The following is a 26,583-nucleotide window of genomic DNA, read 5'->3' as shown; positions in this document are numbered from 1 at the left end:
TACCGCTAAGGTCCACCGTCGGTGGTGCGACGATCCTTCGCCCCACCACGCCCTCGGGGGGAGGGAAGGAACCGAGCGATGCCCGTACCCGTACCGCGGCAGAGAGCTATCCCGGCCGTGGAAGGTGGTCAGGCTCCGACAGTGCCGACGCCGCCCGTCACGCTGCCCCGGCAGCCCACGGCCTCCGGCGCCCAGAGCGGCGGAGGTGGCCCTCTGACGCTCCTCGTCATCGAGGACGACCCCACCGCCTCCCTCGGCGTGCCCGAACTGACCGACTCGGCCGGCAAGCCGATCCGCGTCCGTACCGCCCGCAACCTCACCGAGGCCGAGCGGCTCCTCACCGACGACGTCCACTGCATCCTGCTCGACCTCGCCCTGCCCGCGCCCGGCGCGGCCACGGACGCCGACGAGCTGGAGACGCTCCGGCACGTCCTGCGCCTCGCGCCGCGGCACGCCGTCCTCGCCCTCACCGCGTCCGGCGACGCGGAGCGCGGCGCCGAGGCCGTGCGCGTCGGCGCCCAGGACTATCTGTTCCGCGACGAGCTGGACGGCCGCCTGCTGGGCCGCGCCGTGCGCTACGCCGTCGAGCGCAGGCGCGCCGACGTCGCCCAGCGCAAGCTCGCCGAGTCCCGGCTGCGCGCCCAGGAGAACGCCCGCCTGGAGCGCGGCCTCCTCCCGACGCCGCTCCTGGACGGCTCCCCGCTGCGTTTCGCGGCCCGCTACCGCCCCGGCCGCTCCCGCGCGCTGCTCGGCGGCGACTTCTACGACGCCGTCCGCACGCCCGACGGCACGGTGCACGCCATGATCGGCGATGTCTGCGGGCACGGCCCCGACGAGGCGGCGCTCGGTGTCGAGCTGCGCATCGCCTGGCGGGCGCTGACGTTCGCCGGCCTGTGCGGCGACGAACTGCTCTCCACGCTCCAGCAGGTCCTCGAACACGAGCGGGCTGACGACGAGATCTTCGCGACGCTGTGCACGGTCGACATCTCCCCCGACGGCCGCCGCGCGGGCCTGTGCCTGGCGGGCCACCCGTCGCCGCTGATAGCGCGCCCGGGGCGGCGCGCCGAGCTGCTCCCGTACGAGGACAACGGCCCGGCGCTCGGTCTGCTGCCGCGCGCCCGCTGGCCGCGCCGCCAGGTCGAGCTCGGCCCGACGTGGAGCCTGATGCTCTACACGGACGGCCTGATCGAGGGACGGGTCGGCGACGGCAAGCAGCGCCTGGGCCAGGACGGCATGGTGGACATGGTGCGCCGCAGGCTCACTGAGGGGCTGCGCGGCGAGGAACTCATCGACGCGACGGTGAACGAGGCCCGCGACCTCAACGGCGGCGACCTCACGGACGACGTGGCAGTCGTCCTCCTGGACCGGGGGAACTAGCCCCTGATCCGGGGGCGACCGCGCCCCGGGACCCGGAGGGCTCAGCGCCCGCCGTTGTACGGCCCGTACGGGCCGTCACTGCTGGAGCCGCCGCCACGGCGGCCCCGGCCGCCGCCCGACACCTGCTGGAGCGCGGGCCGCACGTCCACGAAGAAGACGATCGTCGCGACGAGCCCCGCGAGCTGGAGGAACAGCATCGGGACGAGCAGATTCACCGCGACCGCGATGCCGAGGATGATCAGCCAGAACATCTTGTTCTGCTTGTCCGCCGCGCGGAACGCGTCCTCGCGCGAGAACGCGGCCATCACCAGAGCAACCACCGCGAGCACGAGCATGGCGGTGTAGAGCAGCCACATCAAGCCGCCGAAAGCCGACATCAGCACAACGCCCACCACCCGAGTCAGGTCAGTCCTACGCGGTCACCGTACCCGGTGAACGGGCCGGACACTCGGTAAGTGCCCGGCCCGCCCCTCGGTACGCTCCGTACCGTTTTGTTCACCCCGCCGTGCCGCTACTTGCCGGAGGGCGCGGTCTTCTTCGCGGTCGTCGTCTTCTTGACCGGGGCCTTCTTCACGGCCTCCGGCTTCTTGGCGGCCGCGTCGGCCGGCCCGGACTTCGCGGCGGCCGGGCCGCCGGCCACGGTCACGGGCTCCGCGTCGGGCTCGACGGCTTCGGCGACCTCGAGGATGTCGTCGGCCGCCTCACCGCGCCAGGCCCGCACGGTCTCCTCGCCGTGCTCGGCGACCTTCTCGTACGTCTCGCGGGCCTTGACGGCGTACTCGGCGGCGACGCCGACACCGCGCAGCGCGAGGTCCTGGGCGGACTCGCCGATCTTCTTCAGGTCGGTGTCGAGGGTGCCGAGCACCTCGGTGACCTTGGCCTGGATGGCCGCCTGGGCCTCCTTGGCGCGGCCGGCCGCCTTCTCCTGGACGTCCTTCGGGTCGGTGTTGCGCACGGCCTCGAACCGGGCCGGGGCCTCGGCGCGCAGCTGCTCCACGATGCCGGGCACCTTCTTCGCCTGCTGATAGGCGAGCTCGGCCGTGCCGGCGGCGAAGTAGAGGGGGGTCGGGTTGCTGAGGGTCTTACGCAGGTCGTCGGTGATGGCCATGGCGTGGTCCTCCCGGATCACATCGGCTTCAGCTTGAGGGTTCGGCACCGCTGCTCCCGGCCGTGCGGGGGCCGTCGGCGGGGTGTTCCTGACTGTCGTGCTGTACCTCGGTCCCGTTCTCTTTCCTGAAGGACTCGTAGATCTGCAACAGCACTTGTTTCTGGCGCCCGTTGAGCGAGGGGTCGGCGAGGATGACGGCGCGCGTCTCCACCTCTTCCCGCTCCCGCTCCGCATCGAGGATCCCGGCCCGCACGTACAGCGTCTCCGCGGAGATCCGCAGGGCCTTGGCCACCTGCTGGAGGACCTCCGCGCTCGGCTTGCGAAGACCGCGCTCGATCTGGCTCAGATACGGATTGGACACCCCGGCGGCATCGGCGAGCTGCCTGAGCGAGAGCTGCGCACTGCGGCGCTGCTCGCGCAGGTACTCACCGAGATTGCCGACGTTGAGCGATGCCATGCTCCGATAGTGCCTCGCCATTGCTAACTTTTGCAAGCGACTGCTTGCAAAAGTGCGCCATGCCACCCGGAAGGCGGCGTGAGGCCTACGCGCGAGGGCCCGTTTCCGGTTCTCCGTCGAGGACTTGGGCGTCGATGAGGCGCCCGCCCCCGGCCGGTCCGTTACGGACCGGGCGGGTGAGGATCTTGGCCACGCACGCGGGTATGACCGCGCCCGGCTCGTGACTGCGGGCCCGGTACGCGCTCGGGGTCTCGCCGACCAGCTCGGTGAAACGCGAACTGAACGACCCCAGCGACGTACAGCCGACCTCGAAGCAGACCTCCGTCACGCTCAGATCGCCCCGCCGCAGCAGCGCCTTGGCCCGCTCGACACGGCGGGTCATCAGATAGCTGTACGGGGTTTCGCCGAAGGCCGCCCGGAAGCTGCGGGAGAAGTGCCCGGGCGACATGTGCGCGGCACGCGCCAGGGCCGGGACGTCGAGGGGCTGCGCGTAGTCGCGGTCCATCATGTCCCGGGCCCGGCGCAGCCTCACGAGGTCATCGAGCGTCACGCTGCCAGCGTACGGCCGGGCCCGTGCCCGCGTCCGGCCACTCGCCGCAGGCCTCCATTCCTCGTACATCCATGACAGCCCTATTCCCCGTACGGATCGCTCGGATCACCGTCGAGGACGGCGATGTCCAGGTGGCGCAGGCGCTCCGGTTCCGCGATCACGTCGATGCCCGTGATCAGGTCGCCGGTGACCGTGAAGACGAGCACCAGGAACAGCCGGCCGCCGGGGGCCATCACGAGACCGGCCGAGCCGTCGATCAGCGCGGGACCGGTGAACAGGGCGCGGCCCGTGGCGGCCATCGCGCCGCGGGCCACCGTGGCGGCGCCGCGTACCAGGACGGGCTCGGGGGTCGGGACGACCGTACGGTCCGCGTGGAGCACCACGTCCGGGTGGAGCAGGGCGACCAGCGCGTCGAAGTTCCCGCCGCGCGTGGCGGCCAGGAACGCCTCGACGACCTGGCGCCTGCGCGGCAGGTCGGCGCCGGGCACCGGGGCGACGCCCCTGACCCGGCGGCGGGCACGGCTGGCGAGCTGCCTGGTCGCGGCCGGGGTCCGCTCGATCAGCGGCCCGATCTCGTCGAACGGCACGGCGAACATGTCGTGCAGCACGAAGGCGAGCCGCTCGGCGGGGGTCAGGGTGTCGAGTACGACGAGGAGGGCGACGCCGACCGAATCGGCGAGCAGCGCCTCCTCCTCGGGGTCACGCCCGTCCTCGGGGGCGGCGTCCGGGTCGGGGACGTACGCGTCGAGGGGGTCCTCGCGGCGGTTCTCGCGGGCGCGCAGCATGTTGAGGCAGACGCGCGACACGACCGTGGTCAGCCAGCCGGTGAGGTTCTCGATGCCGGCCGGCGCGTCCCCGTCTCCCCGCCCCTCCCCGTCCTCGTGATGCGCGTGCGCGTCGGCCGTGCGGCTGAGGCGCAGCCAGGTCTCCTGCACGGCGTCGTCCGCCTCGGTCACCGAGCCGAGCATCCGGTAGGCCACCGCGCGCAGCCGGATCCTGTCCTTCTCGAAGCGCTCGGACAGCGATGCGTTCTCGTCCATCGGTCACATTCCTCGCTCGGCGCGGGTCAAAGAAGCAGACGTCGAGAACCTACCGACCCGGACCGGGCGCGAAGCCCCGGTCCGCGCAACCAACGGGAGTAGCCATGACCGCACCGATCCTGGTCACCGGCGGCACGGGCACGCTGGGCGGCCACGTCGTGCCCCTGCTGCGCAAGGCCGGCCACCCGGTCCGCGTGCTCAGCCGGCACGGCCGCGAGTCCGCCGACGGCGTCGAGTACGTGACCGCCGACCTGCTCGACGAAGAAGACCCCGGACTGCGGACGGCACTGACGGGGACCGAGATCGTCCTCCACCTCGCGGGCGGCCCCAAGGGCGACGACGTGGCGACCCGGAACCTGGTGCGGGAGGCGCGGCAGGCCGGGGTGAAGCACCTCGTCCACATCTCGGTGACCGGCGCGGACATGGTCCCGGTGGCCTGGCTCAAGAACAAGCTGGCCGCCGAGCGGGCCGTCGCCGAGTCCGGCATACCGTTCACGACGCTACGGGCCGCCCAGTTCAACGACCTCGTCCTCGGCGTGGTCGAGAAGATGACGAAGCTGCCGGTGCTCCCGGTCCCGGGCGGGCTCCGCTTCGAACCGGTCGACGCGCGCGACGTCGCCGCCCGCCTGGTGGAGCTGGCACTCGGCGAGCCGGCCGGCCTGGTACCGGACCTGGCCGGGCCCAAGGTGTACGGGATGGCCGAACTGAGCGCCGGCTACCTCCGGGCCAAGGGCAGGCGCAGGCCGAAGCTGCCGGTCCGCATCCCCGGGAAGGCGGGCCGCGCGTACCGGGCCGGGGAGAACCTGGCGCGCGAGGGTGCGGCCAGGGGCGAGCGGACGTGGGAGGCGTTCCTCGGCGAGCGGGTCGGCGGGTGACCGGGTGCACCGGACGTGTGCCCAGGGTGCGCCACGTTGCAGATAATCCGTAACGGATCAAATTGGCTACCCTGGCACCCATGACCTCCATGGCGCCCACCCGCACCGAACCGGACCTCTCCTTCCTGCTCGACCGCACCAGTCATGTGCTGCGTACGCAGATGGCGGCGGCCCTCTCCGAGATCGGCCTCACGGCCCGGATGCACTGCGTACTGGTGCACGCCCTGGAGGAGGAGCGCACCCAGGCGCAGCTCGCGGAGATCGGCGACATGGACAAGACCACGATGGTGGTGACGGTCGACGCCCTGGAGAAGGCGGGCCTCGCCGAGCGGCGCCCGTCCGCGCGGGACCGGCGGGCGCGGATCATCGCGGTCACGGAGAAGGGTGCGCAGGTCGCCGTGGAGAGCCAGGCGATCGCCGACCGCGTACACGAAGAGGCGCTCGGCTCGCTCCCCGAGACAGAGCGCGAGGTTCTGCTGCGCGCGCTGAACCGCCTGGTCGACGGCCACCTGGCCACCCCTCCCGAGAGCCGGCACCCGGCACCCCGGAGGGCACGCCGGCACTAGCCACCCGCCCCCGCCCACCTGCCCACCCGCACATGCGCCCGTAAAAGATAGTCTGCAACAAAACTATCTGCTACGGTCATTCCTGTTGGCTCACAGCGGCTCCCACAGTGGCCCTTTGACAGGAGATGACCGCACATGTCTGCCGTTTCCGCACCGCTCCGCGCCCTTCCGGCTCTCCTCGCCCCCCGGCGCTCCAGGTGGCCGGCCCTCGGCGTCCTGGCCACGGGGATGCTGATGACGATCCTCGACGGCAGCATCGTGACCGTGGCGATGCCGGCCATCCAGAGCGATCTGGGGTTCACCCCGGCCGGCCTCAGCTGGGTCGTCAACGCCTACCTGATCGCGTTCGGCAGCCTGCTGCTGCTCGCCGGGCGGCTCGGCGACCTCATCGGACGCAAGCGGCTGTTCCTCGTGGGCACGGCGGTCTTCACCGCGGCCTCGGTCCTGGCGGGCGTGGCCACGAGCCCCGCGATCCTGATCGCCGCGCGGTTTCTCCAGGGCGTCGGCAGCGCGCTGGCGTCCGCCGTCAGCCTCGGCATCCTCGTCACGCTGTTCACCGAACCCCGCGAACGCGCCAGGGCCATCGCCGTGTTCAGCTTCACCGGCGCCGCCGGAGCCTCGACAGGACAGGTCCTCGGTGGCCTGCTCACCGACGGCCTCAGCTGGCACTGGATCTTCTTCATCAACCTGCCCATCGGGCTCGCGGCCCTCGCGGTCGCCGTTCCCGCCCTGCCCCGCGACCGAGGCCTCGGGCTCAGGGCGGGTGCCGACACGGCCGGCGCGCTGCTCGTCACCGGCGGCCTGATGCTCGGGATCTACTCCGTCGTCAAGGTCGAGGAGTACGGCTGGACTTCGGCGCGCACGCTCGGGACCGGGGCCGTCGCCGCGCTCCTGCTCGCCGGGTTCTTCGTCCGGCAGGCAAGGGCCCGTACGCCGCTCATGCCGCTGCGGATCCTGCGCTCACGCAGCGTCGCCGGGGCGAACCTGGTCCAGATGCTGATGGTGGCCGCGCTGTTCTCCTTCCAGATCCTGGTCGCTCTCTACCTCCAGCAAGTTCTCGGCTACGGCGCCGCGGAGACCGGCCTCGCCATGCTCCCCGCGGCCGCCGTCATCGGCGCGGTCTCCCTCGGCGTCTCGGCCCGCCTCAACACCCGGTTCGGCGAACGGAACGTGCTGCTCACCGGGATCGCGCTCCTCATCGGCGTACTCGGACTCCTCGCCCGGGTCCCCGTGCACGCGCACTACGCCACCGACATCCTCCCGGTGATGCTCCTCGCGGCCGGTTTCGGCCTCGCCCTGCCCGCGCTGACCTCGCTCGGCATGTCCGGGGCGAGCGAGGCCGACGCCGGGCTCGCGTCCGGTCTCTTCAACACCACCCAGCAGATCGGCATGGCCGTCGGCGTCGCCGTGCTCTCCACGCTCGCCGCGTCTCGCACCCGCTCGCTCACCGCACAGGGCGGCACCCGCGCCGAGGCCCTCACCAGCGGCTACCACCTGGCTTTCACGGTCGGCACGGGTCTGCTCGTCGCCGCGTTCGTGATCGCGTACGGGGTGCTGCGCGGCCCCCGTACGACTACGGCCTGACCCGCATCCCCGCTCCCGCGTCCCACACCAGCCGCATCACACACCAGCTCGAACTAGATCCCGATGGAGTTGTCATGGCAGCGAAGAGCGGTCCCGCGCCCCGGGTCCTCACCGACGAAGAGCTCCAACTGCTGCTTGCCCGGGGCCGGTTCGGGACGCTGGCGAGTGTCCGGCGCACCGGGCACCCGCACCTGGCCACCGTGCTCTACCACTGGAGTCCCGGCGAGCGCGTCCTGCGCGTCTCCACCACGGCCGACCGCCTCAAGGCCCGTCAGCTGCGGAGCGACCCGCATGCCGCGCTGCACGTCACCGGCCCCGACATGTGGTCGTTCGCCGTCGCCGAGGGCGAGGCGGAGGTGTCGGACGTGACGGCCGCGCCCGGGGACACCGTCGGGCGCGAACTGCTCGCCATGACGCCGGGGTTCGACGACCCCGCGCAGGAGGCGGAGTTCCTCGGCCGGCAGGTCGAGGAGAGCCGCGTGGTGATCAGGCTCCGGGTGACCCGGCTCTACGGGACGGCGCTCGACATCCCGAAGTGAGCGGACGGCTCAGGACGCCGCGGCGAACGGCAGCGGCCGGCTGTGCACGACGTCGAGGCGGGACACGGCACGGGTCAGGACGACGTACAGCCGGTGCAGGCCACGGCGCTCGGCCTCGGCCACGGCGGCCGGCTCGACGGCGACGACATGGTCGTACTCGAGGCCCTTGGCGACGGACGCCCCGAGGACGGTCACGCGGGCCCGTGGATCATCCGGTCCGCCCACCTCGATCCCCGTATCCGCCAAGGCGGTTCGCAGCAGCCGCACCGTCTCGTCATCGGCCGCGACGACGCCCACGGACCCCTCGTGCGCCAACGCCTCGCGCACGGCGTCGACGGTCTCCGCGATGACGTCCCGCGCCGGGCGGATCCTCACCTCGCCGTCGTGGCGCAGGGAACGGGCGGGCGGCACGTCCACGTCGAGGAGACCGAGGAGGCGGTTGGTGAGGGCGACGACCGTGCCGGGGACGCGGAACCCCGTCGTCAGGGGCGCGATCAGGGCGTCGGGCTTGCCCAGGTGACCGAGCAGCTCGCCCCAGGTGCGGGCCGCCCACGGGGTGGTGCCCTGCGCGAGGTCGCCGAGGACGGTGAGCGAACCGTACGCGGCGCGGCGCGCGATCGACCGGGCCTGCATCGGGGAGAGGTCCTGGGCCTCGTCGATGACGATGTGCCCGTAGCCGGCGGGGTGTTCGAGGAGCCCGGAGACCTCGTCGAGGAGGACGAGATCGGCCGCCGACCAGGAGGCCGAGCGGACGGAACGCGGGAGCTTCGCCCACAGGATCGCCCGCTGCTCGTCGGTGTCGAGGATCCCGTCCGCCGCGGCGGCGAGCGCGTCCGCGTCGCCGAGGAGCCCGGCCACGACCTCCTCCGGCCGCACCGTGGGCCACACCGCGTCGACGTACGCGCTCATCGGCCGGGACCTGCCGACCTTCTGCAGCCAGAGGTTGTTCACTGGCCCCGACCTGCGTTCGGCCTGCTCCTGGAGATGCCGCACGGCCCGGCTGCGTACGCGCTCCCGCCCGACCGCGTACGGCGGCTCCTCCTCCCGTACGCCCGCCACGATCCGCCCGAGCACACCGGCCGGCACGCGCCAGCGGTACGAACCGTCGGGGATGGCGAGGGAGTCGGTGGCGGCCTCGGGGCGCACGCGGGAGTAGAGGGCGCGGTGCAGGACATCGGCCATGCGGGCGTCGTGCTTCACGGCGGCCGCGGCCTCGGCGTCCTCGTACGTCCGCGCCCTGGCCACCGCCGTGCTGCTCTCCTCCACGAGGATCTCCTCGATGGTGGACTGCCGCACGCCGCTCTCGCCGAGCGCGGGCAGCACCTCGGAGATGTAGGTGAGGAAGGTGCGGTTGGGCCCGAGGATGAGGAGTCCGCCGCGCTGGACGCGCTGGGGGTGGGTGTAGAGGAGGTACGCGGCCCGGTGCAGGCCGACCGCGGTCTTGCCGGTGCCGGGGGCACCCTGCACACAGACGGAGGTGACGAGATCGGCGCGGACGAGGTCGTCCTGGTCGGGCTGGATGGTGGCGGCGATGTCGCGCATGGGGCCGACGCGGGGGCGCTCGATCTCGCGGGCGACGATACGGCTGCCCTCACCGGAGGCGGCAGCGGCAGCGGGGACGGCACCGTCCTCCACCGTGAGCCACTCGTCCTCCAGACCGGTCAGATCGGCGGAGTCGCCCTTGCTCGCGGGGGCCCATCCGAAGCGGCGCCGGACCGCGACGCCTTGCGGTTCCTGGGGTCCGGCCTGGTAGAAGGCGCGCGAGACGGGGGCGCGCCAGTCGACGACGAGGGGCGGGGCGGCCGGGTGCTCGACCACGCGTCGCCGTCCTACGTGGTAGCTCTGCCCGGCGTGGTCGCCGACACCGTCGGCGAAGTCGAGGCGCCCGAAGAAGAGCGGGACCTCGGGCAGTTCGTGCAGCTCCTTGGCCTTGCTGCGCAGCTGGTACCCGAGCACTTCGGCGTCGGCCCCGGAGGCGGAGGCGTTCTCGCCGATGACGACCTGTTCGTCGGCGCCCTCGATCATCGCGGCGAGGGCGGCGCGGCAGAGGTCGTGGTGGTGGCGTTCCTGGACGAGGGCGCGGAGATCGGCGGAAGCGGTCACCGAACGAGAATAACGTAACCGAGTAACATTTTTGACTAACCCTCACCATGCCTGAGCGCCCCGAGCCCGCCCTCCAACTGCCGGAACCCCAGCTCAGCAGCCTCCACGGCATCCGGCCACACCTCGTCGGCACTCTCCCCCGCCGCGATCCGCCGCCAGTTCTCCATGGCGAGAACCCGCTGTACGGCCACGATCTGCCCGGCCGCGAGCCGCGCCCCGGCCCCCTCGCCGAGCGCGCCGGCCAGGATCTTCTCCGACCGCTCCTGATAGCCGTAGGCCCGCGCGACCAGCGAAGGGGTGCCGTAGAGCAGCCGGTGAAAGGCGAGCACCGCGGGGTGGTCGTTCAGCCCGGTCACCGGGTCGCGCCGCTCGAGCCCGGCGAGGAAATGCGCCCGCAGCGCGGCGAGCGGCGTCACGCCCTCGCCCCGCCCGGCGACGACGCGTGCGGGCTCGTCCTCGTGATCGGCGAACCGGTGCAGGACCAGGTCCTCCTTGGTGGGGAAGTACCGGAACAGGGTCGGCTTGGAGATCTCGACGGCCGCCGCCACCTCGGCGACGGACACCTTGTCGAACCCCTTCTCCAGAAACAGCCCGATGGCCGCCTCGGAGATCGCCTGATACATCCGCCGCTTCTTCCGCTCACGGAGGCCCATCTCACCGGTGTCGCCACTCATGGGCGAAAGCGTACGCAGGACAGCGCCGCCCTCTTCGCCCGTCAGCGGCCGGCCAGCCAGCGAGCCAGCCTTTCGGCGATCCGGGGGACGGAGGGGACAGTCTCCAGCCCCAGAGGGACGGCCGCCGCGGACACGATGCCCCGCAGCTTGGCGGCAGTCAGCCAGAGCAGCGAGCCGTGCCGGGCCGGAGAGGCGCTGAGCTTCGTCGCGGACCTGATCACATCCGTGTACACCGACTGCGCCCTCTTGAAGTCGATCAGGAGCGGAAGGTCCTTCTCCCAGCCCTGGGAACTTCCCTCCCTGACCTCCTCGACACTGCTGCGCCAGGAGGTGATGACCCCGGACGCCTGCGCTTCCGGGTATCGCATGAGATACAGATGCGTTGCCAGGTCGTACAGGGGGTCACCGAACATCGCCAGTTCCCAGTCGATCGCCCAGAGCCGGGACGACTCGTCCACGATCAGGTTCTCTCGGTGGAGATCCGCGTGCAGAAGGCAGAAGGGCCGCTCCACCAGCCCCAGAACGTGCTTCCGCAGGCGCGTGAAAGCTTCACCGTCCAGACCCAGGTGGCCGAAGAGCCCGCCGAACCGCTCCAGGTTCTTTTCGTATACCTGTTTTTCGGTGAACCTGATCAACCGCTCCAGAAATTCCGCGGAGTCCCCCTCCGGCGCCCGGTCCTCCTTTGTGCATTTTCTGGCAATGGAGAGCGAATCGGGTCGCACCTCGGCCATTTCGCGAAACAGGGAGCCCAGCTGAGCGGTCAGGTCGGAGGGAGCGGACTCGCCCCTTTTCGCGAGCGATCCGAGCGTGCTGCCCTCGATGAACTGCTGCAGCTTGGCACCTTCGACCTCGACCACCTCAGGAATGCGCGAGATGCGCCCCGACAGGGCGCTGAGCAGTACCTCTTCCGATTCGAAGCATCGGCGGTCGAACCAGAAGAGGCCACTGCGAGGGTCCCGGCACTTCCACCGACCGGTCCGGGACACGTCATCCGTACGCAGAAAAGGGAGGACATACGTTTCATGGTGGTGACCCTTGATCGGCCCTTCGATCGACTGTTCGCCACCACTCAATGCGATAGCCCGTCGCCGGGCTGTCGTGGTCGGGTCCGTTGCCATCGCCCATTCTTTCGCCAGGAGTAGCGCCAGCGTTATTGAAGAGGAGGCGTACGGTACTCCGCCGGGCGGCAGCATCCCAGAACCCACTCAGGTACGACTCGCAAGGACCGGGCGAGCCGTACGACCGGGATCACCCGGTCAGTCACTTTCCCCCCGCTCCCGCAGCACTCCCAGAAGCGGCTCCAGCGACGACACCACCACCTCCGCCCCCGCCTCCCTCAGTACCTTCGCCGTGCGTTCATTACGCGCGTAGCCGAGGAACGCGATGCCGGCCGCGGTTGCCGCCTCGAAGTCCGAGGGGGTGTCGCCGATCATCAGGGACGCTTCGGGGGTCGCTCCCAGGGCGCCGAGGGCGCGTTGCACGCAGTACGGGTGGGGTTTGAGCAGGTGGAGGTCCTGGGTCCGGCCGTAGATGTGCGGGGCGAAGCAGGTCGTGAGGCCGCGCGTGGCCAGGTAACGGGACGCCACCGCCGGGGAATTGTTCGTCGTGACGGCCAGGTGCGCGCCCACCGCGTACCACGTCCTGATCAGCGGGTCGGCGTACTGCGTGGGCCATGCCGAGGCCACCGCCGTGAGCTCCTGCTGGGTGAGGCGCTCCTCCAGTTCGACGACCAGGTCGCTGCCGGGGCGCCTGCGGTCGACGGCGCGCAGGACGGCGTGCGGGTCCGGTTCCGCGCGCTCCTCCTCGGTGAGCAGACCGTGCAGGCCGCGTTCCTCCAGCCACCGCACCTGTTCGACGGCCACCCGCTCCGCCGAGTGCCCCGCGAAGAGCCGGCAGATCGGCCCGTCGAAGTCGAAGAGCACGAACCGCGCCCTTTTGATCAGTTCCCGAAGTGATTCCGTCGCTTCAGCCACCGGAACAGTCTGCTTCGTTGCATCAGAAGTCACTAGGAGAGTGTCAGGTCCGTGGTGATGGTTTCCCAGAGGGCGTCGAACCACTTCTGCGATTCCTCCACGAACGCCGTGTCCCGCTGCCCCGCCCGCTTCTCGAACGAGAACAGCAGCGACTCCGTGCCGAGCGTGTCGTACATGTCGAGCGTGCCGCTGTCGATCTCCTCCTCGCGCCGCGTGACCAGGTAGTACGAAAGGAGCGCCTCGTTCCCGTTGAGCAGGTAGAGCTTGACCGGCGGGGTGAAGGGCAGCGCCCGGAAGGTGACCCGTACGTCGATGCCGTGCGAGGACCTCAGCGAGCGCAGATTGTGGCGCAGAACCTGGCCCTGCGCGTTGCGCTGGTCGAGCCAGCGCTTGTGGACGAGTGCGGCGTCGCCCTCCTCCGTGGCCGATACCGGGAAGGCGAGATTGATGTCCCTGCCCGGCAGCAGGATGCGCACGTCGACCGAGTCGGGGCGTATGCGGCCCTCGTGGATGAAGCGCAGCGGCTCGCCGAGCGCCAGCATCAGGGTCTCCGCGGTGAGGCAGACGGCGTCGATCCGCACCTGCGGCGCCGCGAACGCCTCGGACAGGCGCGGGGCCAGGCCGACCATCGTGCGCTGCGGCTCGTCGCGCGCCGGGGTCTGCTCGGCGATCCTCGGCGGACTGCCCTTGCTCACGTTGCTGAGCAGGCCGTCCTCCTGGAGGGAGCGCAGGGCCTGCCGTACGGCGCCGCGTTCCACGCCGAACTCCTCGGCCAGCTCCGCCTGCGTCGGCAGCCGCTCGCCCGCGCGGAGCTCACCCGCCTTGATGCGCTCCCGCAGGACGTCGGCGATCTCCTGGGGTGAGGACCTTCTGCTGCCGTTCACTGCAACGCTCTCCTGAGTCACAACCAAACGCTACAACTAACCACCATTTGGCGGGAGTTGTTGAAGAGTTGTTTATCCATCACGACCAAGTGGGGACAACTTCATAGTAGTTGGTTACCAACTTGGAGCAAGATGGCCGAAGGAGGAACCACCATGCCCGTCCTCACCTTCTTCTCCGCGGTGTTCGTGATCACTTTCGAGCAGCTGGTCCAGTGGCGCTACGGTCCTGTCGGGATCACCGGGCTGCTGCTCCTCACGATCGGCGTCAAGACGAAGAGCCCCACCTGCAGCTCCATCGGGGCCGTACTCCTGGCCCTGATGCTCGCCGGACCCGCGCTCTGACGCCGTCGGCCCGCGGGTCCGCGCGCCCTCACGGCGTGAGCGTCAGGTCCGAACTGATCGTGTTCCAGAGGCTGTCGAACCACAGATGGGACTGCTCGACGAACGTCGTCTCCCGCAGCCCCCACCCCTGTTCGAACGGGAAGAGCACCGACCGCGTGCCCTGCACCCCGTACGTCTCCAGGTACTCCTGGTCGATCTGCTCGCCCCGCCTGGTCAGTGTGTAGTACGCGAACAGCGCCTCGCCGCCGTTGAGCAGATAGAGCTTGATCGGTGGCGTGAACGGCAGCGCCCTGAACGTGACGTGGACGTCGATCCCGTGCGTGGAGCGCAGGGCGAGGAGGTTGTGGCGCAGGACCTGCCCCTGCGCGTTGCGCTGCGCCAGCCAGTTCCGCTTGAGCCGGGCGTCCGCCGCGCCCACCCGCGTCGGGAACGCGAGGTCGATGTCGCGGCTCGGCAGCAGGACGCGGACGTCGACCTTGGCCGGATTCGAACGGCCGGCGTGGATCTGACGGAGCGGCTCACCCATCGCGAGCGTCAGCGAGACCGCGGTCAGGCACAGGGCGTCGATCTGGACGTGCCGGGCGCCGAACGCGGCGGTGACCCGCGGGCCGAGCCCCACCATCGTGGGCTGGGGCGACGCCCCGGGGCCGGCGAAGGCGGGGCCCGTGTGCTGCGCGACGGTGGCCGGGGTCCCCTTGGACACATCGGCGAGCAGACGTTCCGAGCGCAGGATGCGCAGGGCCTGGCGCACGGCGGCGCGCTCCACGCCGAACTCGTCGGCGAGGCGGGCCTGGGTCGGCAGGCGTTCGCCCGGCCGCAGCCGGCCCGCCCTGATCCGGGCGCGCAGCTCGTCAGCCACCTGACGGTACGTCGCCGGTGGCTCCCGGCGACCGTCGACCTCGGCATGTTCCGGACCCACAGACGAACCCTACAACTTCCCGCCATCTTTGGGGAGTTGAGGGAAAGGTGGTTATGAGTCGGCGTTAGGCGGAGATAAGTCCAGTGGAGTTGGTTGCCAACTTGAGCCACATGGTCAGAGACCCTCAAGGGTTGGCCCGGTTGGTCATCGCTCCCGAACTGAAGGGGGACCAGACATGCCGTTCATCGCCATCGCCGTAGCAGCCCTCGCCATCGGGTTCGAGCAGCTGATCCAGTGGAAGTACGGGCCGATGGGCATCATCGCGTTCGTCGCGCTCTCCATCGGCCTCAAGGCCAAGAACAACCTCATCAGCGGCATCGGGGCCGTGATCCTCGTGATGCTGCTGGCCCAGAGCGGCTGACCGGGCTCCCTTCCGGAGGGGAGCCGGGAGCCCGGTCACGCCACGGCGTCACAGCGCGCCGGAGCACCACAGCACGTCAGCACGGTTCGGAAGACGCACGCCGGCACACCTCAGCCAGTGCGCCTCAGAAGATGTCCGGGCACCACGGGCGCCTGGACGTACGCAGCAGGGCGTCGGCAATGGCGGCGGCGCCCGCCCTCTCCTCCCTGACGCGGCCGAGCGCGGCGAGCCGCACCGCGGACTCGTCGCCCAGCCACAGCGTCCCCAACTCGCGCACGTCCAACGTGAGTTCGGGTTCCTCCGAGGTCGGTGCGCACACCGCACCCCCGGGCTCCGCGTCCAGCCGGTAGCGGCCCCCGGAGAGGCCGGCCGCGTCGCCGACCTCGAGGACCAGCGATCCCGTCCCCGCGTACGTACGCGCCTCCAGAGCCCGTACGACGTCCAGGATCCGCACCCACAGCCAGTCCGCGTGCGTGACGACGCGGGCCGCGCGCGGGTCGGGCAGCAGATGCGGCAGCAGGTCGTCCGGGGCCCGGTGGCCGGTGCGGACGGTCGCGATCCAGTCGACGGAACAGACGTAGTGCCACAGCGCGCGCTCGGCGGCCGGGGTGACGGCGATCAGGTCGCGCACGGTCGCCGTGTTGTGCGGCTGCTTGGTGTCGCTCCAATTGTCGTCGACGGAGTAGACGATCAGGCCCTCGGCCTCGCCGTTCGGAGCGCGGTAGACCGCGTAGAAGGGCTCTTTCCAGGGCTCTTCCGGAGTTTCGAGGAGTCCGGTGTTGCGACGCCACCAGAACCCGTCGCGATCGATGACGCCGGGCCGGCTCGCACGCAGCCGCTCGTGCAGCTCCGGGCCCGTCTTGCGGACGTCCTCGCCGTCGACGAGATCGATACGGCCCCCGTCGTCGGGGACCGGCCGGCGCGGATCGAGCCCGGCGCGCGGCACGTCTACCGCCCACTCGCTGAGCGCCGTGGCGGGCCCGAAGCCGAACCGGCCGTAGATCGGGTACTCGGCGGCGATGAGCGTCGCGACGACGTCACCGCGGGCCTTCGCGTCGGCGAGATCGCCCGCCATCATCCGGCTCAGGAGCCCGCGCCGGCGATGCGTGGCGCTGACCGTGACGTTCGAGATCGCGTCGGCGGGGACGGCCGCGCCGCCCGGCACGGTGAGCTCCTGCGGGAACGAGCGGAAGGTGGCGACGCAGCGCCCGCCGTCGAACGCGCCCAGGATCCGTGAGTCGCGCGCCTGTTCCCTGCGCTTGTCGAGGGTTTCGCGCGAGTCGGGGGTGCTCCGCAGGAAGCCGGTGTTCAGCGCGCGGGACCAGTCGGCAAACTCGTCATCGGTGATCGGCCGTACGTCGATGTCGTCGCGGGTCATCCCGTCACGCTAAGCGGGGAGCGCGGGGTGAGGCCACCCGATTACCGCGCGGCCCCGCCCCGGCGGCAGCAGGGCCTAGAAGACCGCGCGGATCTCCCCCACGACGCCCCCGCCGCCGTGCAGCGGCGCCTCGCCGATGCGGGCCACGACCTCGCCGTCCACGCCCAGCATCCGCAGCGCGCGGGCCAGGACCGGGCCGAGCGCCCGCGTCGCGCCGTCGTCGATCTTGAAGGCGAGCGCACGTCCGTCCGGGAGCGCCACGGCCTGGACCGCCTCCGCGCCCATCTTCGACAGGACGCCGGGCACCTCGCGCATCAGCCAGGTGTCGGGGCGGCGCGTACCGGCGACGTACTCGGGGTGCGCACGCATCGCGTCGGCGACGCGGCGCTCCGCCGAGCCCTCGGGGGCGAGCACGAAGTGGCGGAACGCGCGGGCGAGGCCGGTGAGGCTGATCGCCATCAGGGGCGCCCCGCAGCCGTCCGTACCGACCGCGGCGACGGGCTCGCCCGCGGCCTCCTTCACCACCTCGTGGATGAGCTTCTGGAGCGGGTGCTCCGGGTCCAGGTAGGAGTCCTTGGGCCAGCCGTTCAGGTCGCAGGCGGCCAGCATCGCGGCGTGCTTGCCGGAGCAGTTCATCGTGACCCGGTCCCGTACGGCGCCCGCCGCCAGGTACGTCTCGGTCTCGACGGGGTCGAGCGGCAGGTCGGGCGGGCACTGGAGCTCGGCCGGGGTCAGCTCGTGCTCGGACAGCATCTTCTGGACGAGATCGCGGTGGAAGATCTCACCGGAGTGGCTCGCGGCCGCGAGCGCGAGCCGCTCGCCCGACAGGTCGAGGCCCGCGCGCAGCACGCCCGCCGCCTGCATCGGCTTGTTCGACGAGCGGGGGAAGACGGGAGCGGTCACGTCCCCCAGGGCGAGCTCCACGGTCCCGTCCGCGGCGAGCACGACCAGGCTGCCTCGGTGATGGCCCTCGACGAAGCCGGAACGGACGACCTCGGCGAGGACCGGGGGTATGGCGGCGGCGGAGGAGGGGGACATCGGTGGCCTTCCGGGGCGGGTCCATGGCGGGCCATGGACAGACCCGCCCCGCAGCGGGCCACCGGGGTCACCGGTGCGGCCGCGTCACGCGAGCAGGTCGTCTACTTGTGCTTCGCCTTCACGGTACCTGCGGGCGATCTCGGCGCTGCAATCGTCGGCCGTCGACTGGAGCAGGTGGCGGCGGCGCGAGACCTGCTGCTCGTAGCGCACGAGGCGGCCCATCGCCGTGTGCAGCTCATCGTCCGTTCGGGCGTCCAGGTCGGACAGCTCGACCTCGGCGAGCATCTCGGCGGCGAGGTCCCGGTACTCCTCGCTGCGGGGCGTGCCGAGGGTGACGTGGCGGGCGGAGGAGCGGTGCGTGGCGGCCTTGTCGGTGAGGATCTCGGAGAGCCGGTCCACGACCGGCGCCTCGGGGTCCCTGCGGCGGGCGACCTCGGCCCGCAGGATGTCGATCCGGCCCTGGAGCAGCCGTCGTACGTAGCTCAGGTCGGCCTCGTCCTGCTGGGCGTCGCGGCGCAGCGTGCGCAGCTCGGGAAGGCGCAGCGCGGACAGGTCGTGGCCGGGCGGCTCCGGAAGGTCCGGGCCGGCGACCCGCTGCCTCGGCGGGCGCGCCGTGCTGAGGCGGTTCGTACCGGTGATGCGACTGGCGTGCGTCAACGAAACGGGGGCCCCTGGAGGCTGCCCGATGCTCGATGTGTGGCTCATTGCGTCCCTACCGTCCCCTCGACCGGACCGACGCGGTGCACCGCGTGGGAGCATCGTGCCACTCCGAGTGGCCGCTCTGTGCACGAGTGCCCCTAATCCGCCCCGGATGGGCGGTTCGGGAGCACGGCATGATGGTCCGTATGCGTGCAGTGGTGCAGAGGGTGGACGACGCGAGCGTCGTCGTGGACGAGGACAACCAGACGAAGACCGTCGGCGAGATCAAGGGCGAGGGGCTGTGCGTCCTCGTGGGGGTCACTCACGAGGACACCAAGGAGAAGGCCGCCCAACTGGCCCGCAAGCTCTGGTCCGTACGGATGCTCTCCGACGAGAAGTCGTGCAGCGACATCGACGCCCCGCTCCTGGTGATCAGCCAGTTCACGCTCTACGGGGACGCCCGTAAGGGCCGTCGCCCCACCTGGAACGCGGCGGCACCGGGGCCGGTGGCCGAGCCGCTGGTCGACGAGGTCGTGGCGCAGCTGCGCGCCCTGGGCGCGACCGTGGCGACGGGCCGGTTCGGGGCGAAGATGCGGGTGTCCCTGACGAACGACGGCCCGTTCACGGTGCTTCTGGAGATGTAGCCACGGCGCGGCTAGGGCTCGACGACGACTTCCTGCGCGGCCGCGGTCGTGTCCACGATGAGGTCCGCGTCCACCGGCACGTTCCGCTTCACCAGGGCGAGCGCGATCGGACCGAGTTCGTGGTGGCGTACGGACGTCGTCACGAAGCCCAGCTTGCGGCTCTCGGGGCCGTCGGACGCGAGACGGACCGGGGCGCCGTGCGGGGGCAGGTGCACATCGCTGCCGTCCAGGTGCAGGAAGACGAGGCGGCGCGGGGGCTTGCCGAGGTTCTGCACGCGGGCGACGGTCTCCTGGCCGCGGTAGCAGCCCTTCTGGAGGTGGACGGCGGTGCCGATCCAGCCGAGCTCGTGCGGGATGGTGCGGTGGTCGGTCTCGAAGCCGAGGCGCGGCCGGTGGTTCTCCACGCGCAGCGCCTCGTGGGCGAGGAGCCCGATCACGGGCCCGTTCTGCTCCGCGTACGCCTCCAGATCGGCGCGCGGCAGGAACACGTCGCGGCCGTAGGCCGTCTCGCGCACCGCGACACCGTCCGGCACCGGCGCGATCGAACCGGCCGGCAGCTGGACGAGGGCGAACTCCTCGGTGCGGTCGGCAACTTCGACCCGGTAGAAGAACTTCATCGACTCCAGGTAGGCGATCAGCTCCTCCTGCGTGCCGGGCTCGACGTGCGCCCACGTGGTGGTGCCGTCGTCGACGATGTAGAGGGCGTGCTCGATGTGGCCGTGCGCGGAGAGGACGAGCGCCTCGGTGGCCTGGCCGGCCGGGAGGTCGCTGACGTGCTGCGTGAGCAGCAGATGCAGCCACGCGAGCCGGTCGTCGCCGGTGACGGTGATGACGCCGCGGTGGGAGAGGTCGACGAGGCCGTTGCCGTCGGCGAGGGTGCGCTGCTCGCGGAACAGGTCGCCGTAGTGCGCGGCGACGCCTTCGTCCACGCCCTCGGCGGGAACGGCGCCGGGCAGGGACAGGAGGGGGCTCTTCATGTTCACAGACACTACGACGAGCGCACCGGCCGGCTTATTCCTTGCCGGAGGGTTCGGCTTCCTCGGCGGCACAGTCGGTGCAGCGGCCGAAGATCGCGAAGTGCTTGAGGTCCGTGTCGAAGCCGAACGTGTCGCGGAGCTTCGCCGTGAATTCGGCGGCCACCTCGACGTCGGCCTCGATCACGTTCGTGCAGTCCCGGCACACCAGGTGGATGTGGTGGTGCCGGTCGGCGAGGTGGTACGTCGGCGCACCGTGCCCGAGGTGGGCATGGCTGACGAGCCCCAGCTCCTCGAGCAGCTCAAGGGTGCGGTAGACCGTCGAGATGTTGATCCCCGACGCCGTCTTGCGCACTTCGCAGAGGATGTCGTCGGGGGTCGCGTGCTCGAGGGTGTCGACGGCCTCGAGGACCAGCTGACGCTGGGGCGTCAGCCGGTAGCCGCGCTGCCGCAGGTCGCTCTTCCAGTCGGTGCTCACCACACCGCCGAGTGTAGGTCCACTTGCCGGGGACCACTTCGGGACTGCTCGAAGAACGGGAACGGGGGACTGCCCGACGGGACTACTTGAAGAAGGCGATGCCGTCGTCGGGCAGGTCCGGGAGGTTGCGGGCCATCTCGGCCACGTCCTCCGGAGAGACGACCTTCTTCAGCTGGGCCGACATGTAGGGGCGCAGCTCGACCTCGGGGGTCTGCTTCTCGCCGACCCACATCAGGTCGCTCTTCACATAGCCGTAGAGCCGCTTGCCGCCGGTGTACGGGCCCGAGGCCGCGGTGCGCGCGACGGCGTCCGTGACCAGGTCGATCTGCGGCTTCTTGTCGGCGAGCTCGCCGTACCAGACCTCGACGACGCCGTTGTCACGGACCATGACGACCTCGACCTTGCGGTCCTTGTCGATCCGCCAGAACCCGGACTCGGACTCCAGGGGCTTCACCTTGTTGCCCTCGGAGTCGAGGATCCAGGTGTGCGAGTGGTATTCGAGGAAGTCCCGCCCGTCGTGGGTGAAGGAGGCCTCCTGCCCGAAGTTCGCCTTCTCGGCGCCGGGGAAGTCGGTGACACCCGCACCCGCCCAGTCACCGAGGAGGAACACCAGGGGGACGAGGTCGGGGTGCAGGTCGGACGGGATCTCGATCATGGTCTGCGAAGGGTCTCTCTGGTGGGGGTCAGCGCTGGCCCTGGTACAGCTTCTTCACGGTCAGCCCGGCGAACGCGAGAACGCCGACGCAGACCAGGATGAGCAGAGTGGAGAAGAAGGCCTCAAGCACGGGGTGCTCCTCGGTGAGCGGTGGTCGGTACAGAGCCGGACCCCACTTTAGTCGGGTGGGGCCCGGCTCTCTCGATGAGGTCACCCAAGCGGGGTGCGGGCGGTCAGCCGAGGAGCTGGCTCTGCAGGACGACGGTCTGCTGGAAGGTGATCCGGGGCGGCAGGGACGCCTTCCCGGACTGGATCACCAGGGCGATGACGTCACCGGCCTCGATGTAGGCGTATCGCACGGCCGTCCTCCCGTACGGCTTCGCCTCCGTGAAGACGTTCCGCTTCGTGTACTGGATGTCGACCTTCTCCGCCCAGCCGCCGTACTCCTCGTCGGCGTACGGCGCGTCCGCCGGGGAGGCCACGTTGTCCGTCAGGTCGGCGTGGACGATCCGGGTGAAGGCCGCCGAGGTGAAGCGCAGCGCGTAGATCCGCGTACGCGTTCCGTCGGGCGTGGTCCAGCCGCGGGCCGCGATCTGCCGCAGCCCGTCGTCCTTGAGCTGCTGCCCCAGGTCCTGGCGCGCCTCCTTCTCGTACGCGTCGAGGTACACGGATGTGGGCAGCCACCCGTCCTTCCCGGCCAGTGCCGTATCGGGCGTGGCGCCCCGGGGCTGGGGCAGGACCAGCTTGCGCAGATCGGCGTAGTGGGTCTCGCTGTCGTTGGCGTCGGCGAACGGGGCCGGGGAGCCGGCGGGCAGCGGGGGCTTCTCGATCGCCGGATATGTCCACCGGCCGTCACTCTCGGTGGCCAGGCCGGGCAGATCGGTGCGCTTCTGCTCGGTGACGCCGTACGCGGTGGCCGCGCCGATCACGCCGAACACGGCGACAGCGGCGGTCCAGCGCAGGACGGCGCGTAGGACGCGCCGGTCCCTGGGGGCGGGCGGGGCCGCCTCGGCAGGGACGAGACCCGGCTGCTGCGGTGAACCGGCGGCAACGGGGTCCTGCTGCTGCGGCTCCTCGGCCGGCTGCGGTGTCTCGGCCTGCTGCGACTCCTCGGACAGCCGCGGCGTCTCGGCCTGCTGCGGCTCCTCGGCCGGCTGCAGTGTCTCGCTCATACGAGCTGCCCTCCCTGCGACGTCAGACGGTCGAGCTGCTGGGCGAGCAGGTCGGCGACCTCGGCGGTGTTGAGCGGCTTGGGGCCGTAACCGGTGGCGGTGACCAGGACGTCGTCCTCGTACGCGCTGCAGAGGACCATTTCGAGCTTGCCCTTGCTGTCTTTGGGTGCGAGGAAACAGTCGGCGTTGCGATGGCCCTTGACCTTCGGTCCCTTGGGGAACACGCCGACCGAGCGCAGGAACTCGCTGCGGAACTCCTTGAGCTGACGCCCCGCTCTGCGGTTCTGCATCTGGGCGAGCTGTATTTCGACGACGAGGGACTTCTTGTCGTCGTCCATCCCGAACCCCATGGAGCCGCTCAGCTGGTAGCTGCGCATGGCCATGCCCCTGACCTTCAGCTTGTCGATGGCTTTGTCCTGCGCCTCGCGCTGGCGGGAGGGCAGGTTGCGCGTGCCCTTCTTGAGGCGAGCGGTGGCTTCGCTGCCGCTGAGGGACTTGTCGTTGCCGTACTCGTCGATGTCCGGGCCCGGCCGGTAGGCCTTGGGGACCGGGAGCAGCCGAGCGCTGAGCCCCTGGGCCTTGGCCTGGCCGGGCTTCGCCTGTTTCTGCTCCTTCGGCTTCGCCCACACCTTGGTGGGCGCCGAGCGGTCGGCGGCGTTGACCTTCATGACGGTGAGGCCGGTGCCGGCCCCGACGGCGAGCACGACGGCGCAGGCCACGGCCACGACGGGCCAGCGGCGGGCCGCGCTCCCCGCGACGGGAGCGGGATCCGTGGCGACGGGGGCGGGATCCGGGGTGGGCCCGGGTTCCGGAAGCTGTGTGTCCAGGTCGCTCACAGTCGCTCCAACTGGCGCTTCGCGAGAGACATCACGGTCTTCTCGGGGATCGGCCTGGTGTCGTACAGCCGGATGTCCATGACGATGTCGCCACGGGCCGCGAGCGCCCTGGCCTGGTACACCGGGAGGTAGCCGGCCTCGGTGTGCGGCTTGTCGTAGACGTAGACGCGCCCGTTGCCGCTACCGGTGAGCGGCACCCCCTCGTTGCCCGCCCAGTCGCGGTCACCCATGTAGCTCTGCTGACCGTCCAGGAACTTGCGCGAGCCGGAGTCGGTGTCGTCCCGGAACTGGATGAGCTGAACCTCCGTCGTGGACTGACCGCGCCGCCAGGCCTCGATCGTGGCCCGGCGGAAGCCGCCTTCGGCGAGCTGCCCGAACATCCAGCGCGGATCTTTGAAGCCGTTCGCGAAGTCGTACTGGTTCAGCCAGCCCTGCCGCGCGTCCGACTTCTGCGTCCCGGCGGGCCTGGGCGCGAGGAGCTTGCGCAGATCGCCGTCCTGGGCCCGGGGCGTCGCCTTGGGCCCCTCGCCCTTCGCCTGCCCGACCACCGCCAGGGACAGCGGCGGCAGCGCCGTCGGCTCCCGGTCCGCCTGTACGGCGTAGCCGGTGCACACGCCCGCGACGGCGCCGAGCAGGGCGGCGCAGGCGATCAGCAGGGTGGTGCGGCCGCGGCGCCGCGGTCTCTCCGGCACCGCGGGCACGGACGGCTCCGGCGCCCCTTGCGGTATTCGTTCGTCATCCAACGGGTCCCCCCACGGAACTCGAAGCGCGGATTCCGTATCCGCGCGCACAGGAGACCCACGGGCAACGTCCCTGGTTGTACGGGAGTTGATTACGATTCAGCCATGGCGAACAAGCTCGTGATCAAGGTGACCGCGGGGGCCGATGCCCCCGAACGCTGCTCGCAGGCCTTCACGGTCGCGGCGGTGGCCGTGGCCAGCGGCGTGGAGGTCTCGCTCTGGCTGACCGGTGAGTCGTCGTGGTTCGCGCTGCCGGGCCGCGCCGCCGAGTTCGAGCTGCCGCACGCCGCGCCGCTGCCCGACCTGATCGAGTCGATCCTGGCGGCCGGGCGGATCACGTTGTGCACGCAGTGCGCGGCCCGCCGTGAGATCACGGAGAAGGACGTCATCGAGGGCGTCCGGATCGCCGGTGCGCAGGTCTTCGTCCAGGAGGCGATGACGGACGGGACGCAGGCGCTCGTCTATTGACGCGGCGCGGACCTACGCTTGAAGCATGTACTCGCGGCGTCGTCACCTGTACTTCGCCATGATGGGCCTCTGCATCGGCCTGTTCGTCCTGGCCTGGGCCGTCGTGCGCCTCTGGTCCGTGCCCGCCGCGGTGGCGATGTGCATCGTGGCGATGGTGATTCCGCCCGTCGCCGCGATCGTCGCCAACCGCCGCGGGCCCGACGACCGCTGGTGGGACGACCCCTCCGGCGACGCGAAGTCCGACGAGTGGTGGGACGAGCTGGACGGCAAGAAGCGCCCCCAGGACCCGTACGACCATTAGGCCACGCAAGAAGCCCTAGACCTGTAGGACCCCTGAGGTCCCTGGGAGCCCTAGGAACCGTAAGAGGCCCGAGACCAGGGCCTTGCCGCCGCCCTGGAACGCCTCGATCATCTGCTGGGCGTCGCGGGAGGCGGCGCCCACCACGTCGGAGGCGAGGACGCTCGTGTCGCCGACCCAGACCTGCGGCAGACCCTTGTGGGCGATCTTGTCGATCCGGTCGCTCACGGCGTCGGTCTGGCCGGTGTAGCGCTTGTCCAGCGCTTCGATCACCTTCGGATCGCCGACCGGGCCCGAGACGCCGAGGGCGTCCTCGATCGCGTCGATCAGGTCGTTCTTGCTGCCGGCCGAAGAGATCTTGTCGCGCAGGCCGTTGTGGCACAAAGCCGAGGGACCGCACCTCGATTCCGTAGGCGTCCAACCCCCGGAGGTGCGGCCCCTCGGCCGTATCTGCGCCGCCGTCACACGGCGAGCCGCGTCAGACGGCGATGGCGACCTCGGAGAGACCACCGGTCTGGGCGACGACCGTGCGGTCCGCCGAGCCGCCGGGGACCAGGGCGCGCAGCGTCCACGTGCCCTCGGCCGCGTAGAAACGGAACTGGCCCGTCGCCGAGGTGGGGACCTCGGCCGTGAACTCGCCGGTCGAGTCCAGCAGGCGCACGTAACCGGTGACGGGCTCGCCGTCGCGGGTCACCTGACCCTGGATGGTGGTCTCACCGGGCTTGATCGTCGAGGCGTCGGGGCCGCCGGCCTTCGCTCCACACATGTGTTTCTCCAAAAAGGTCGGTCAGGTCTGTCTGAGGGGTCCGGGAGGGTTACTTGTTGGCGCCGAGCTCGATCGGCACGCCGACGAGGGAGCCGTACTCGGTCCACGAGCCGTCGTAGTTCTTGACGTTGGCCTGGCCGAGCAGCTCGTGCAGGACGAACCACGTCAGGGCCGAGCGCTCACCGATGCGGCAGTACGCGATGGTGTCCTTGGCCAGGTCGACCTGCTCGTCCTCGTAGAGGGCCTTGAGCTCGTCGTCCGACTTGAACGTGCCGTCGTCGTTGGCGTTCTTCGACCACGGGATGTTGCGCGCGGACGGGACGTGGCCCGGACGCTGCGACTGCTCCTGCGGGAGGTGGGCCGGGGCGAGGAGCTTGCCGGAGAACTCGTCGGGGGAGCGCACGTCGACGAGGTTCAGGCTGCCGATCGCGGCGACGACGTCGTCACGGAAGGCGCGGATCGAGGTGTCCTGGGCCTTGGCCTTGTACGCGGTGGCGGGGCGCTGGACGATCTCGGCGACGAGGTCGCGCGAGTCGAGCTCCCACTTCTTGCGGCCGCCGTCGAGGAGCTTGACGCTGTCGTGGCCGTAGAGCTTGAAGTACCAGTAGGCGTAGGACGCGAACCAGTTGTTGTTGCCGCCGTAGAGGACGACCGTGTCGTCGTTGGCGATACCGCGCGAGGACAGGAGCTTCTCGAAGCCGGCCTGGTCGATGAAGTCGCGGCGGACCGGGTCCTGGAGGTCCTGCTGCCAGTCGACCTTGACGGCGTTCTTGATGTGGTTCTTGTCGTACGCCGAAGCGTCCTCGTCGACCTCGACGATGACGACCTTCGGGTTGTCGAGGTTCGCCTCGACCCAGTCGGCGTCTACCAGGACGTCGCTGCGGCTCATGTTTTCTCCTCCGGGGCAGTTGCGGCGGGGTGCGGGAGTGCGGGTGCGGTGCGGGCACGGTCCCTGTACGCGAACAGGGACGGCATTCGGCGCGCGCGGGGGAGGCCTCAAAGGGGCCTGGGGAAGCGGGAGTTGCCGTCCCGCTCAGGCGGTGCGACAGAGCATGGCGGCGACGCGGCACAGGTCTACTGCCCGCCGCTTCGTGAGATCCGCCTGTCGCTTCATGCCACCGATCGTAGGTACGCACGGGCGGCCG

The 26,583-nt window shown here is 70.8% G+C and carries 34 protein-coding genes; 10 read left to right on the top strand and 24 right to left on the bottom strand.

Translation table 11 applies throughout. The features are described from left to right. Positions 1-78 precede the first annotated feature (78 nt). The gene (locus OG456_RS19700; RefSeq protein WP_266562777.1) at positions 79-1,377 is read left to right on the top strand and encodes a PP2C family protein-serine/threonine phosphatase; all 1,299 of its coding nucleotides are present in this window, start codon (positions 79-81) and stop codon (positions 1,375-1,377) included. Between the two features lie 41 nt (positions 1,378-1,418). On the opposite strand, the gene OG456_RS19695 is transcribed toward OG456_RS19700, so the two are convergent. From OG456_RS19695 to OG456_RS19675, 5 genes are all read right to left on the bottom strand, one after another. Next, complete coding sequence (locus OG456_RS19695) at positions 1,419-1,760, bottom strand: DUF2516 family protein (RefSeq protein WP_116512297.1); 342 nt, start codon at positions 1,758-1,760, stop codon at positions 1,419-1,421. Between the two features lie 128 nt (positions 1,761-1,888). After that, on the bottom strand, positions 1,889-2,485 hold the full coding sequence (locus OG456_RS19690) for a hypothetical protein (protein ID WP_266562773.1): 597 nt from the start codon (positions 2,483-2,485) through the stop codon (positions 1,889-1,891). A 28-nt stretch (positions 2,486-2,513) separates the two neighbouring features. Further along, positions 2,514-2,942: a helix-turn-helix domain-containing protein gene (locus tag OG456_RS19685; RefSeq protein WP_266562771.1), complete on the bottom strand. Its 429-nt coding sequence runs from the start codon at positions 2,940-2,942 to the stop codon at positions 2,514-2,516. A gap of 85 nt (positions 2,943-3,027) precedes the next feature. Then, complete coding sequence (locus tag OG456_RS19680; protein WP_266562769.1) at positions 3,028-3,492, bottom strand: helix-turn-helix transcriptional regulator; 465 nt, start codon at positions 3,490-3,492, stop codon at positions 3,028-3,030. Positions 3,493-3,572: 80 nt separating this feature from the next. Further along, positions 3,573-4,532 (bottom strand): sigma-70 family RNA polymerase sigma factor, encoded by a 960-nt coding sequence (locus OG456_RS19675; RefSeq protein ID WP_266562767.1) that lies wholly within the window; start codon positions 4,530-4,532, stop codon positions 3,573-3,575. A 104-nt stretch (positions 4,533-4,636) separates the two neighbouring features. Between OG456_RS19675 and OG456_RS19670 the strand changes: the two genes are divergently transcribed. The 4 genes from OG456_RS19670 to OG456_RS19655 all read left to right on the top strand — a co-directional run bounded on the left by OG456_RS19670 (position 4,637) and on the right by OG456_RS19655 (position 8,096). Beyond that, a complete protein-coding gene (locus OG456_RS19670; RefSeq protein ID WP_266562765.1) occupies positions 4,637-5,407 on the top strand; it encodes an SDR family oxidoreductase in 771 nt (256 codons plus the stop codon). Between the two features lie 80 nt (positions 5,408-5,487). After that, positions 5,488-5,973, top strand: coding sequence for a MarR family winged helix-turn-helix transcriptional regulator (locus OG456_RS19665; RefSeq protein WP_266562763.1), 486 nt, complete (start codon positions 5,488-5,490; stop codon positions 5,971-5,973). Between the two features lie 135 nt (positions 5,974-6,108). Next, positions 6,109-7,557: an MFS transporter gene (locus tag OG456_RS19660; RefSeq protein WP_266562761.1), complete on the top strand. Its 1,449-nt coding sequence runs from the start codon at positions 6,109-6,111 to the stop codon at positions 7,555-7,557. Between the two features lie 74 nt (positions 7,558-7,631). Then, positions 7,632-8,096, top strand: a complete 465-nt coding sequence (locus OG456_RS19655) for a TIGR03618 family F420-dependent PPOX class oxidoreductase (protein ID WP_266562759.1) — start codon at positions 7,632-7,634, stop codon at positions 8,094-8,096. Between the two features lie 9 nt (positions 8,097-8,105). On the opposite strand, the gene OG456_RS19650 is transcribed toward OG456_RS19655, so the two are convergent. From OG456_RS19650 to OG456_RS19630, 5 genes are all read right to left on the bottom strand, one after another. Beyond that, on the bottom strand, positions 8,106-10,199 hold the full coding sequence (locus tag OG456_RS19650) for an AAA family ATPase (protein ID WP_266562757.1): 2,094 nt from the start codon (positions 10,197-10,199) through the stop codon (positions 8,106-8,108). A gap of 35 nt (positions 10,200-10,234) precedes the next feature. After that, on the bottom strand, positions 10,235-10,873 hold the full coding sequence (locus tag OG456_RS19645; RefSeq protein ID WP_266562755.1) for a TetR family transcriptional regulator: 639 nt from the start codon (positions 10,871-10,873) through the stop codon (positions 10,235-10,237). Positions 10,874-10,914: 41 nt separating this feature from the next. Then, on the bottom strand, positions 10,915-11,991 hold the full coding sequence (locus tag OG456_RS19640) for a phosphotransferase (protein WP_266562753.1): 1,077 nt from the start codon (positions 11,989-11,991) through the stop codon (positions 10,915-10,917). A gap of 138 nt (positions 11,992-12,129) precedes the next feature. Continuing rightward, positions 12,130-12,930: an HAD family hydrolase gene (locus OG456_RS19635; RefSeq protein ID WP_266562751.1), complete on the bottom strand. Its 801-nt coding sequence runs from the start codon at positions 12,928-12,930 to the stop codon at positions 12,130-12,132. Continuing rightward, positions 12,879-13,757, bottom strand: a complete 879-nt coding sequence (locus OG456_RS19630; RefSeq protein WP_266562749.1) for a winged helix-turn-helix domain-containing protein — start codon at positions 13,755-13,757, stop codon at positions 12,879-12,881. Before OG456_RS19630 ends, OG456_RS19635 begins: the two co-directional genes overlap by 52 nt. A gap of 126 nt (positions 13,758-13,883) precedes the next feature. Here OG456_RS19630 and OG456_RS19625 point away from each other — a divergent pair, with 126 nt between their 5' ends. Beyond that, a complete protein-coding gene (locus OG456_RS19625; protein ID WP_266562747.1) occupies positions 13,884-14,072 on the top strand; it encodes a hypothetical protein in 189 nt (62 codons plus the stop codon). Positions 14,073-14,100: 28 nt separating this feature from the next. Here the strand turns inward: OG456_RS19625 and OG456_RS19620 are convergent, their stop codons facing one another. Next, positions 14,101-14,991 (bottom strand): winged helix-turn-helix domain-containing protein, encoded by an 891-nt coding sequence (locus OG456_RS19620; RefSeq protein WP_266562745.1) that lies wholly within the window; start codon positions 14,989-14,991, stop codon positions 14,101-14,103. Positions 14,992-15,166: 175 nt separating this feature from the next. On the opposite strand from OG456_RS19620, the gene OG456_RS19615 reads away from it, so the two are divergent. Next, positions 15,167-15,352: a hypothetical protein gene (locus tag OG456_RS19615; protein ID WP_100595631.1), complete on the top strand. Its 186-nt coding sequence runs from the start codon at positions 15,167-15,169 to the stop codon at positions 15,350-15,352. Between the two features lie 124 nt (positions 15,353-15,476). Here OG456_RS19615 and OG456_RS19610 read toward each other — a convergent pair whose 3' ends face one another. From OG456_RS19610 to OG456_RS19600, 3 genes are all read right to left on the bottom strand, one after another. Then, entirely contained in the window at positions 15,477-16,730 is a 1,254-nt protein-coding gene (locus OG456_RS19610; protein WP_266562743.1) for a GNAT family N-acetyltransferase, read from the bottom strand. Positions 16,731-16,805: 75 nt separating this feature from the next. Next, positions 16,806-17,768 carry an asparaginase gene (locus OG456_RS19605; RefSeq protein WP_266562741.1) on the bottom strand — a complete coding sequence of 321 codons (963 nt, stop codon included), beginning with the start codon at positions 17,766-17,768 and terminating at the stop codon, positions 16,806-16,808. Between the two features lie 84 nt (positions 17,769-17,852). Next, complete coding sequence (locus OG456_RS19600) at positions 17,853-18,473, bottom strand: ABC transporter substrate-binding protein (protein WP_266562739.1); 621 nt, start codon at positions 18,471-18,473, stop codon at positions 17,853-17,855. Between the two features lie 140 nt (positions 18,474-18,613). Here OG456_RS19600 and dtd point away from each other — a divergent pair, with 140 nt between their 5' ends. Then, positions 18,614-19,051: a D-aminoacyl-tRNA deacylase gene (gene dtd / locus OG456_RS19595; RefSeq protein WP_266562737.1), complete on the top strand. Its 438-nt coding sequence runs from the start codon at positions 18,614-18,616 to the stop codon at positions 19,049-19,051. An 11-nt stretch (positions 19,052-19,062) separates the two neighbouring features. Here the strand turns inward: dtd and OG456_RS19590 are convergent, their stop codons facing one another. From OG456_RS19590 to OG456_RS19565, 6 genes are all read right to left on the bottom strand, one after another. Next, positions 19,063-20,028, bottom strand: coding sequence for a folate-binding protein YgfZ (locus tag OG456_RS19590; RefSeq protein ID WP_266562735.1), 966 nt, complete (start codon positions 20,026-20,028; stop codon positions 19,063-19,065). A gap of 34 nt (positions 20,029-20,062) precedes the next feature. After that, on the bottom strand, positions 20,063-20,506 hold the full coding sequence (locus OG456_RS19585; RefSeq protein ID WP_266562733.1) for a Fur family transcriptional regulator: 444 nt from the start codon (positions 20,504-20,506) through the stop codon (positions 20,063-20,065). 79 nt (positions 20,507-20,585) lie between these two features. After that, positions 20,586-21,158, bottom strand: coding sequence for an FABP family protein (locus tag OG456_RS19580; RefSeq protein WP_266562731.1), 573 nt, complete (start codon positions 21,156-21,158; stop codon positions 20,586-20,588). A 233-nt stretch (positions 21,159-21,391) separates the two neighbouring features. After that, on the bottom strand, positions 21,392-22,330 hold the full coding sequence (locus OG456_RS19575) for a hypothetical protein (RefSeq protein WP_266562729.1): 939 nt from the start codon (positions 22,328-22,330) through the stop codon (positions 21,392-21,394). Further along, positions 22,327-23,166 carry a hypothetical protein gene (locus OG456_RS19570; RefSeq protein WP_266562727.1) on the bottom strand — a complete coding sequence of 280 codons (840 nt, stop codon included), beginning with the start codon at positions 23,164-23,166 and terminating at the stop codon, positions 22,327-22,329. The genes OG456_RS19575 and OG456_RS19570 overlap by 4 nt, the downstream gene beginning before the upstream one ends. Further along, positions 23,163-23,858 (bottom strand): hypothetical protein, encoded by a 696-nt coding sequence (locus tag OG456_RS19565; RefSeq protein WP_266562725.1) that lies wholly within the window; start codon positions 23,856-23,858, stop codon positions 23,163-23,165. Before OG456_RS19565 ends, OG456_RS19570 begins: the two co-directional genes overlap by 4 nt. Before the next feature lie 153 nt (positions 23,859-24,011). On the opposite strand from OG456_RS19565, the gene OG456_RS19560 reads away from it, so the two are divergent. Continuing rightward, positions 24,012-24,374, top strand: a complete 363-nt coding sequence (locus OG456_RS19560; RefSeq protein WP_100595624.1) for a DsrE family protein — start codon at positions 24,012-24,014, stop codon at positions 24,372-24,374. A 25-nt stretch (positions 24,375-24,399) separates the two neighbouring features. Further along, positions 24,400-24,675 carry a DUF3099 domain-containing protein gene (locus OG456_RS19555; RefSeq protein ID WP_266562722.1) on the top strand — a complete coding sequence of 92 codons (276 nt, stop codon included), beginning with the start codon at positions 24,400-24,402 and terminating at the stop codon, positions 24,673-24,675. A gap of 15 nt (positions 24,676-24,690) precedes the next feature. Here OG456_RS19555 and OG456_RS19550 read toward each other — a convergent pair whose 3' ends face one another. The 4 genes from OG456_RS19550 to OG456_RS50820 all read right to left on the bottom strand — a co-directional run bounded on the left by OG456_RS19550 (position 24,691) and on the right by OG456_RS50820 (position 26,552). Then, positions 24,691-25,056: a hypothetical protein gene (locus OG456_RS19550; protein WP_266562720.1), complete on the bottom strand. Its 366-nt coding sequence runs from the start codon at positions 25,054-25,056 to the stop codon at positions 24,691-24,693. Between the two features lie 94 nt (positions 25,057-25,150). Beyond that, entirely contained in the window at positions 25,151-25,438 is a 288-nt protein-coding gene (locus tag OG456_RS19545; protein ID WP_100595620.1) for a DUF1416 domain-containing protein, read from the bottom strand. A gap of 49 nt (positions 25,439-25,487) precedes the next feature. Next, on the bottom strand, positions 25,488-26,327 hold the full coding sequence (locus tag OG456_RS19540; protein ID WP_266562718.1) for a sulfurtransferase: 840 nt from the start codon (positions 26,325-26,327) through the stop codon (positions 25,488-25,490). A 144-nt stretch (positions 26,328-26,471) separates the two neighbouring features. Next, positions 26,472-26,552, bottom strand: coding sequence for a putative leader peptide (locus OG456_RS50820; protein WP_351257108.1), 81 nt, complete (start codon positions 26,550-26,552; stop codon positions 26,472-26,474). Between the last annotated feature and the right edge of the window lie 31 nt (positions 26,553-26,583).

The organism is Streptomyces sp. NBC_01446 (genome assembly GCF_026340095.1).
Lineage (GTDB): Bacteria > Actinomycetota > Actinomycetes > Streptomycetales > Streptomycetaceae > Streptomyces > Streptomyces aureus.
The sequence above is the reverse complement of the archived record's forward strand: the minus strand, read 5'-3'. Positions and strand labels throughout refer to the sequence as shown.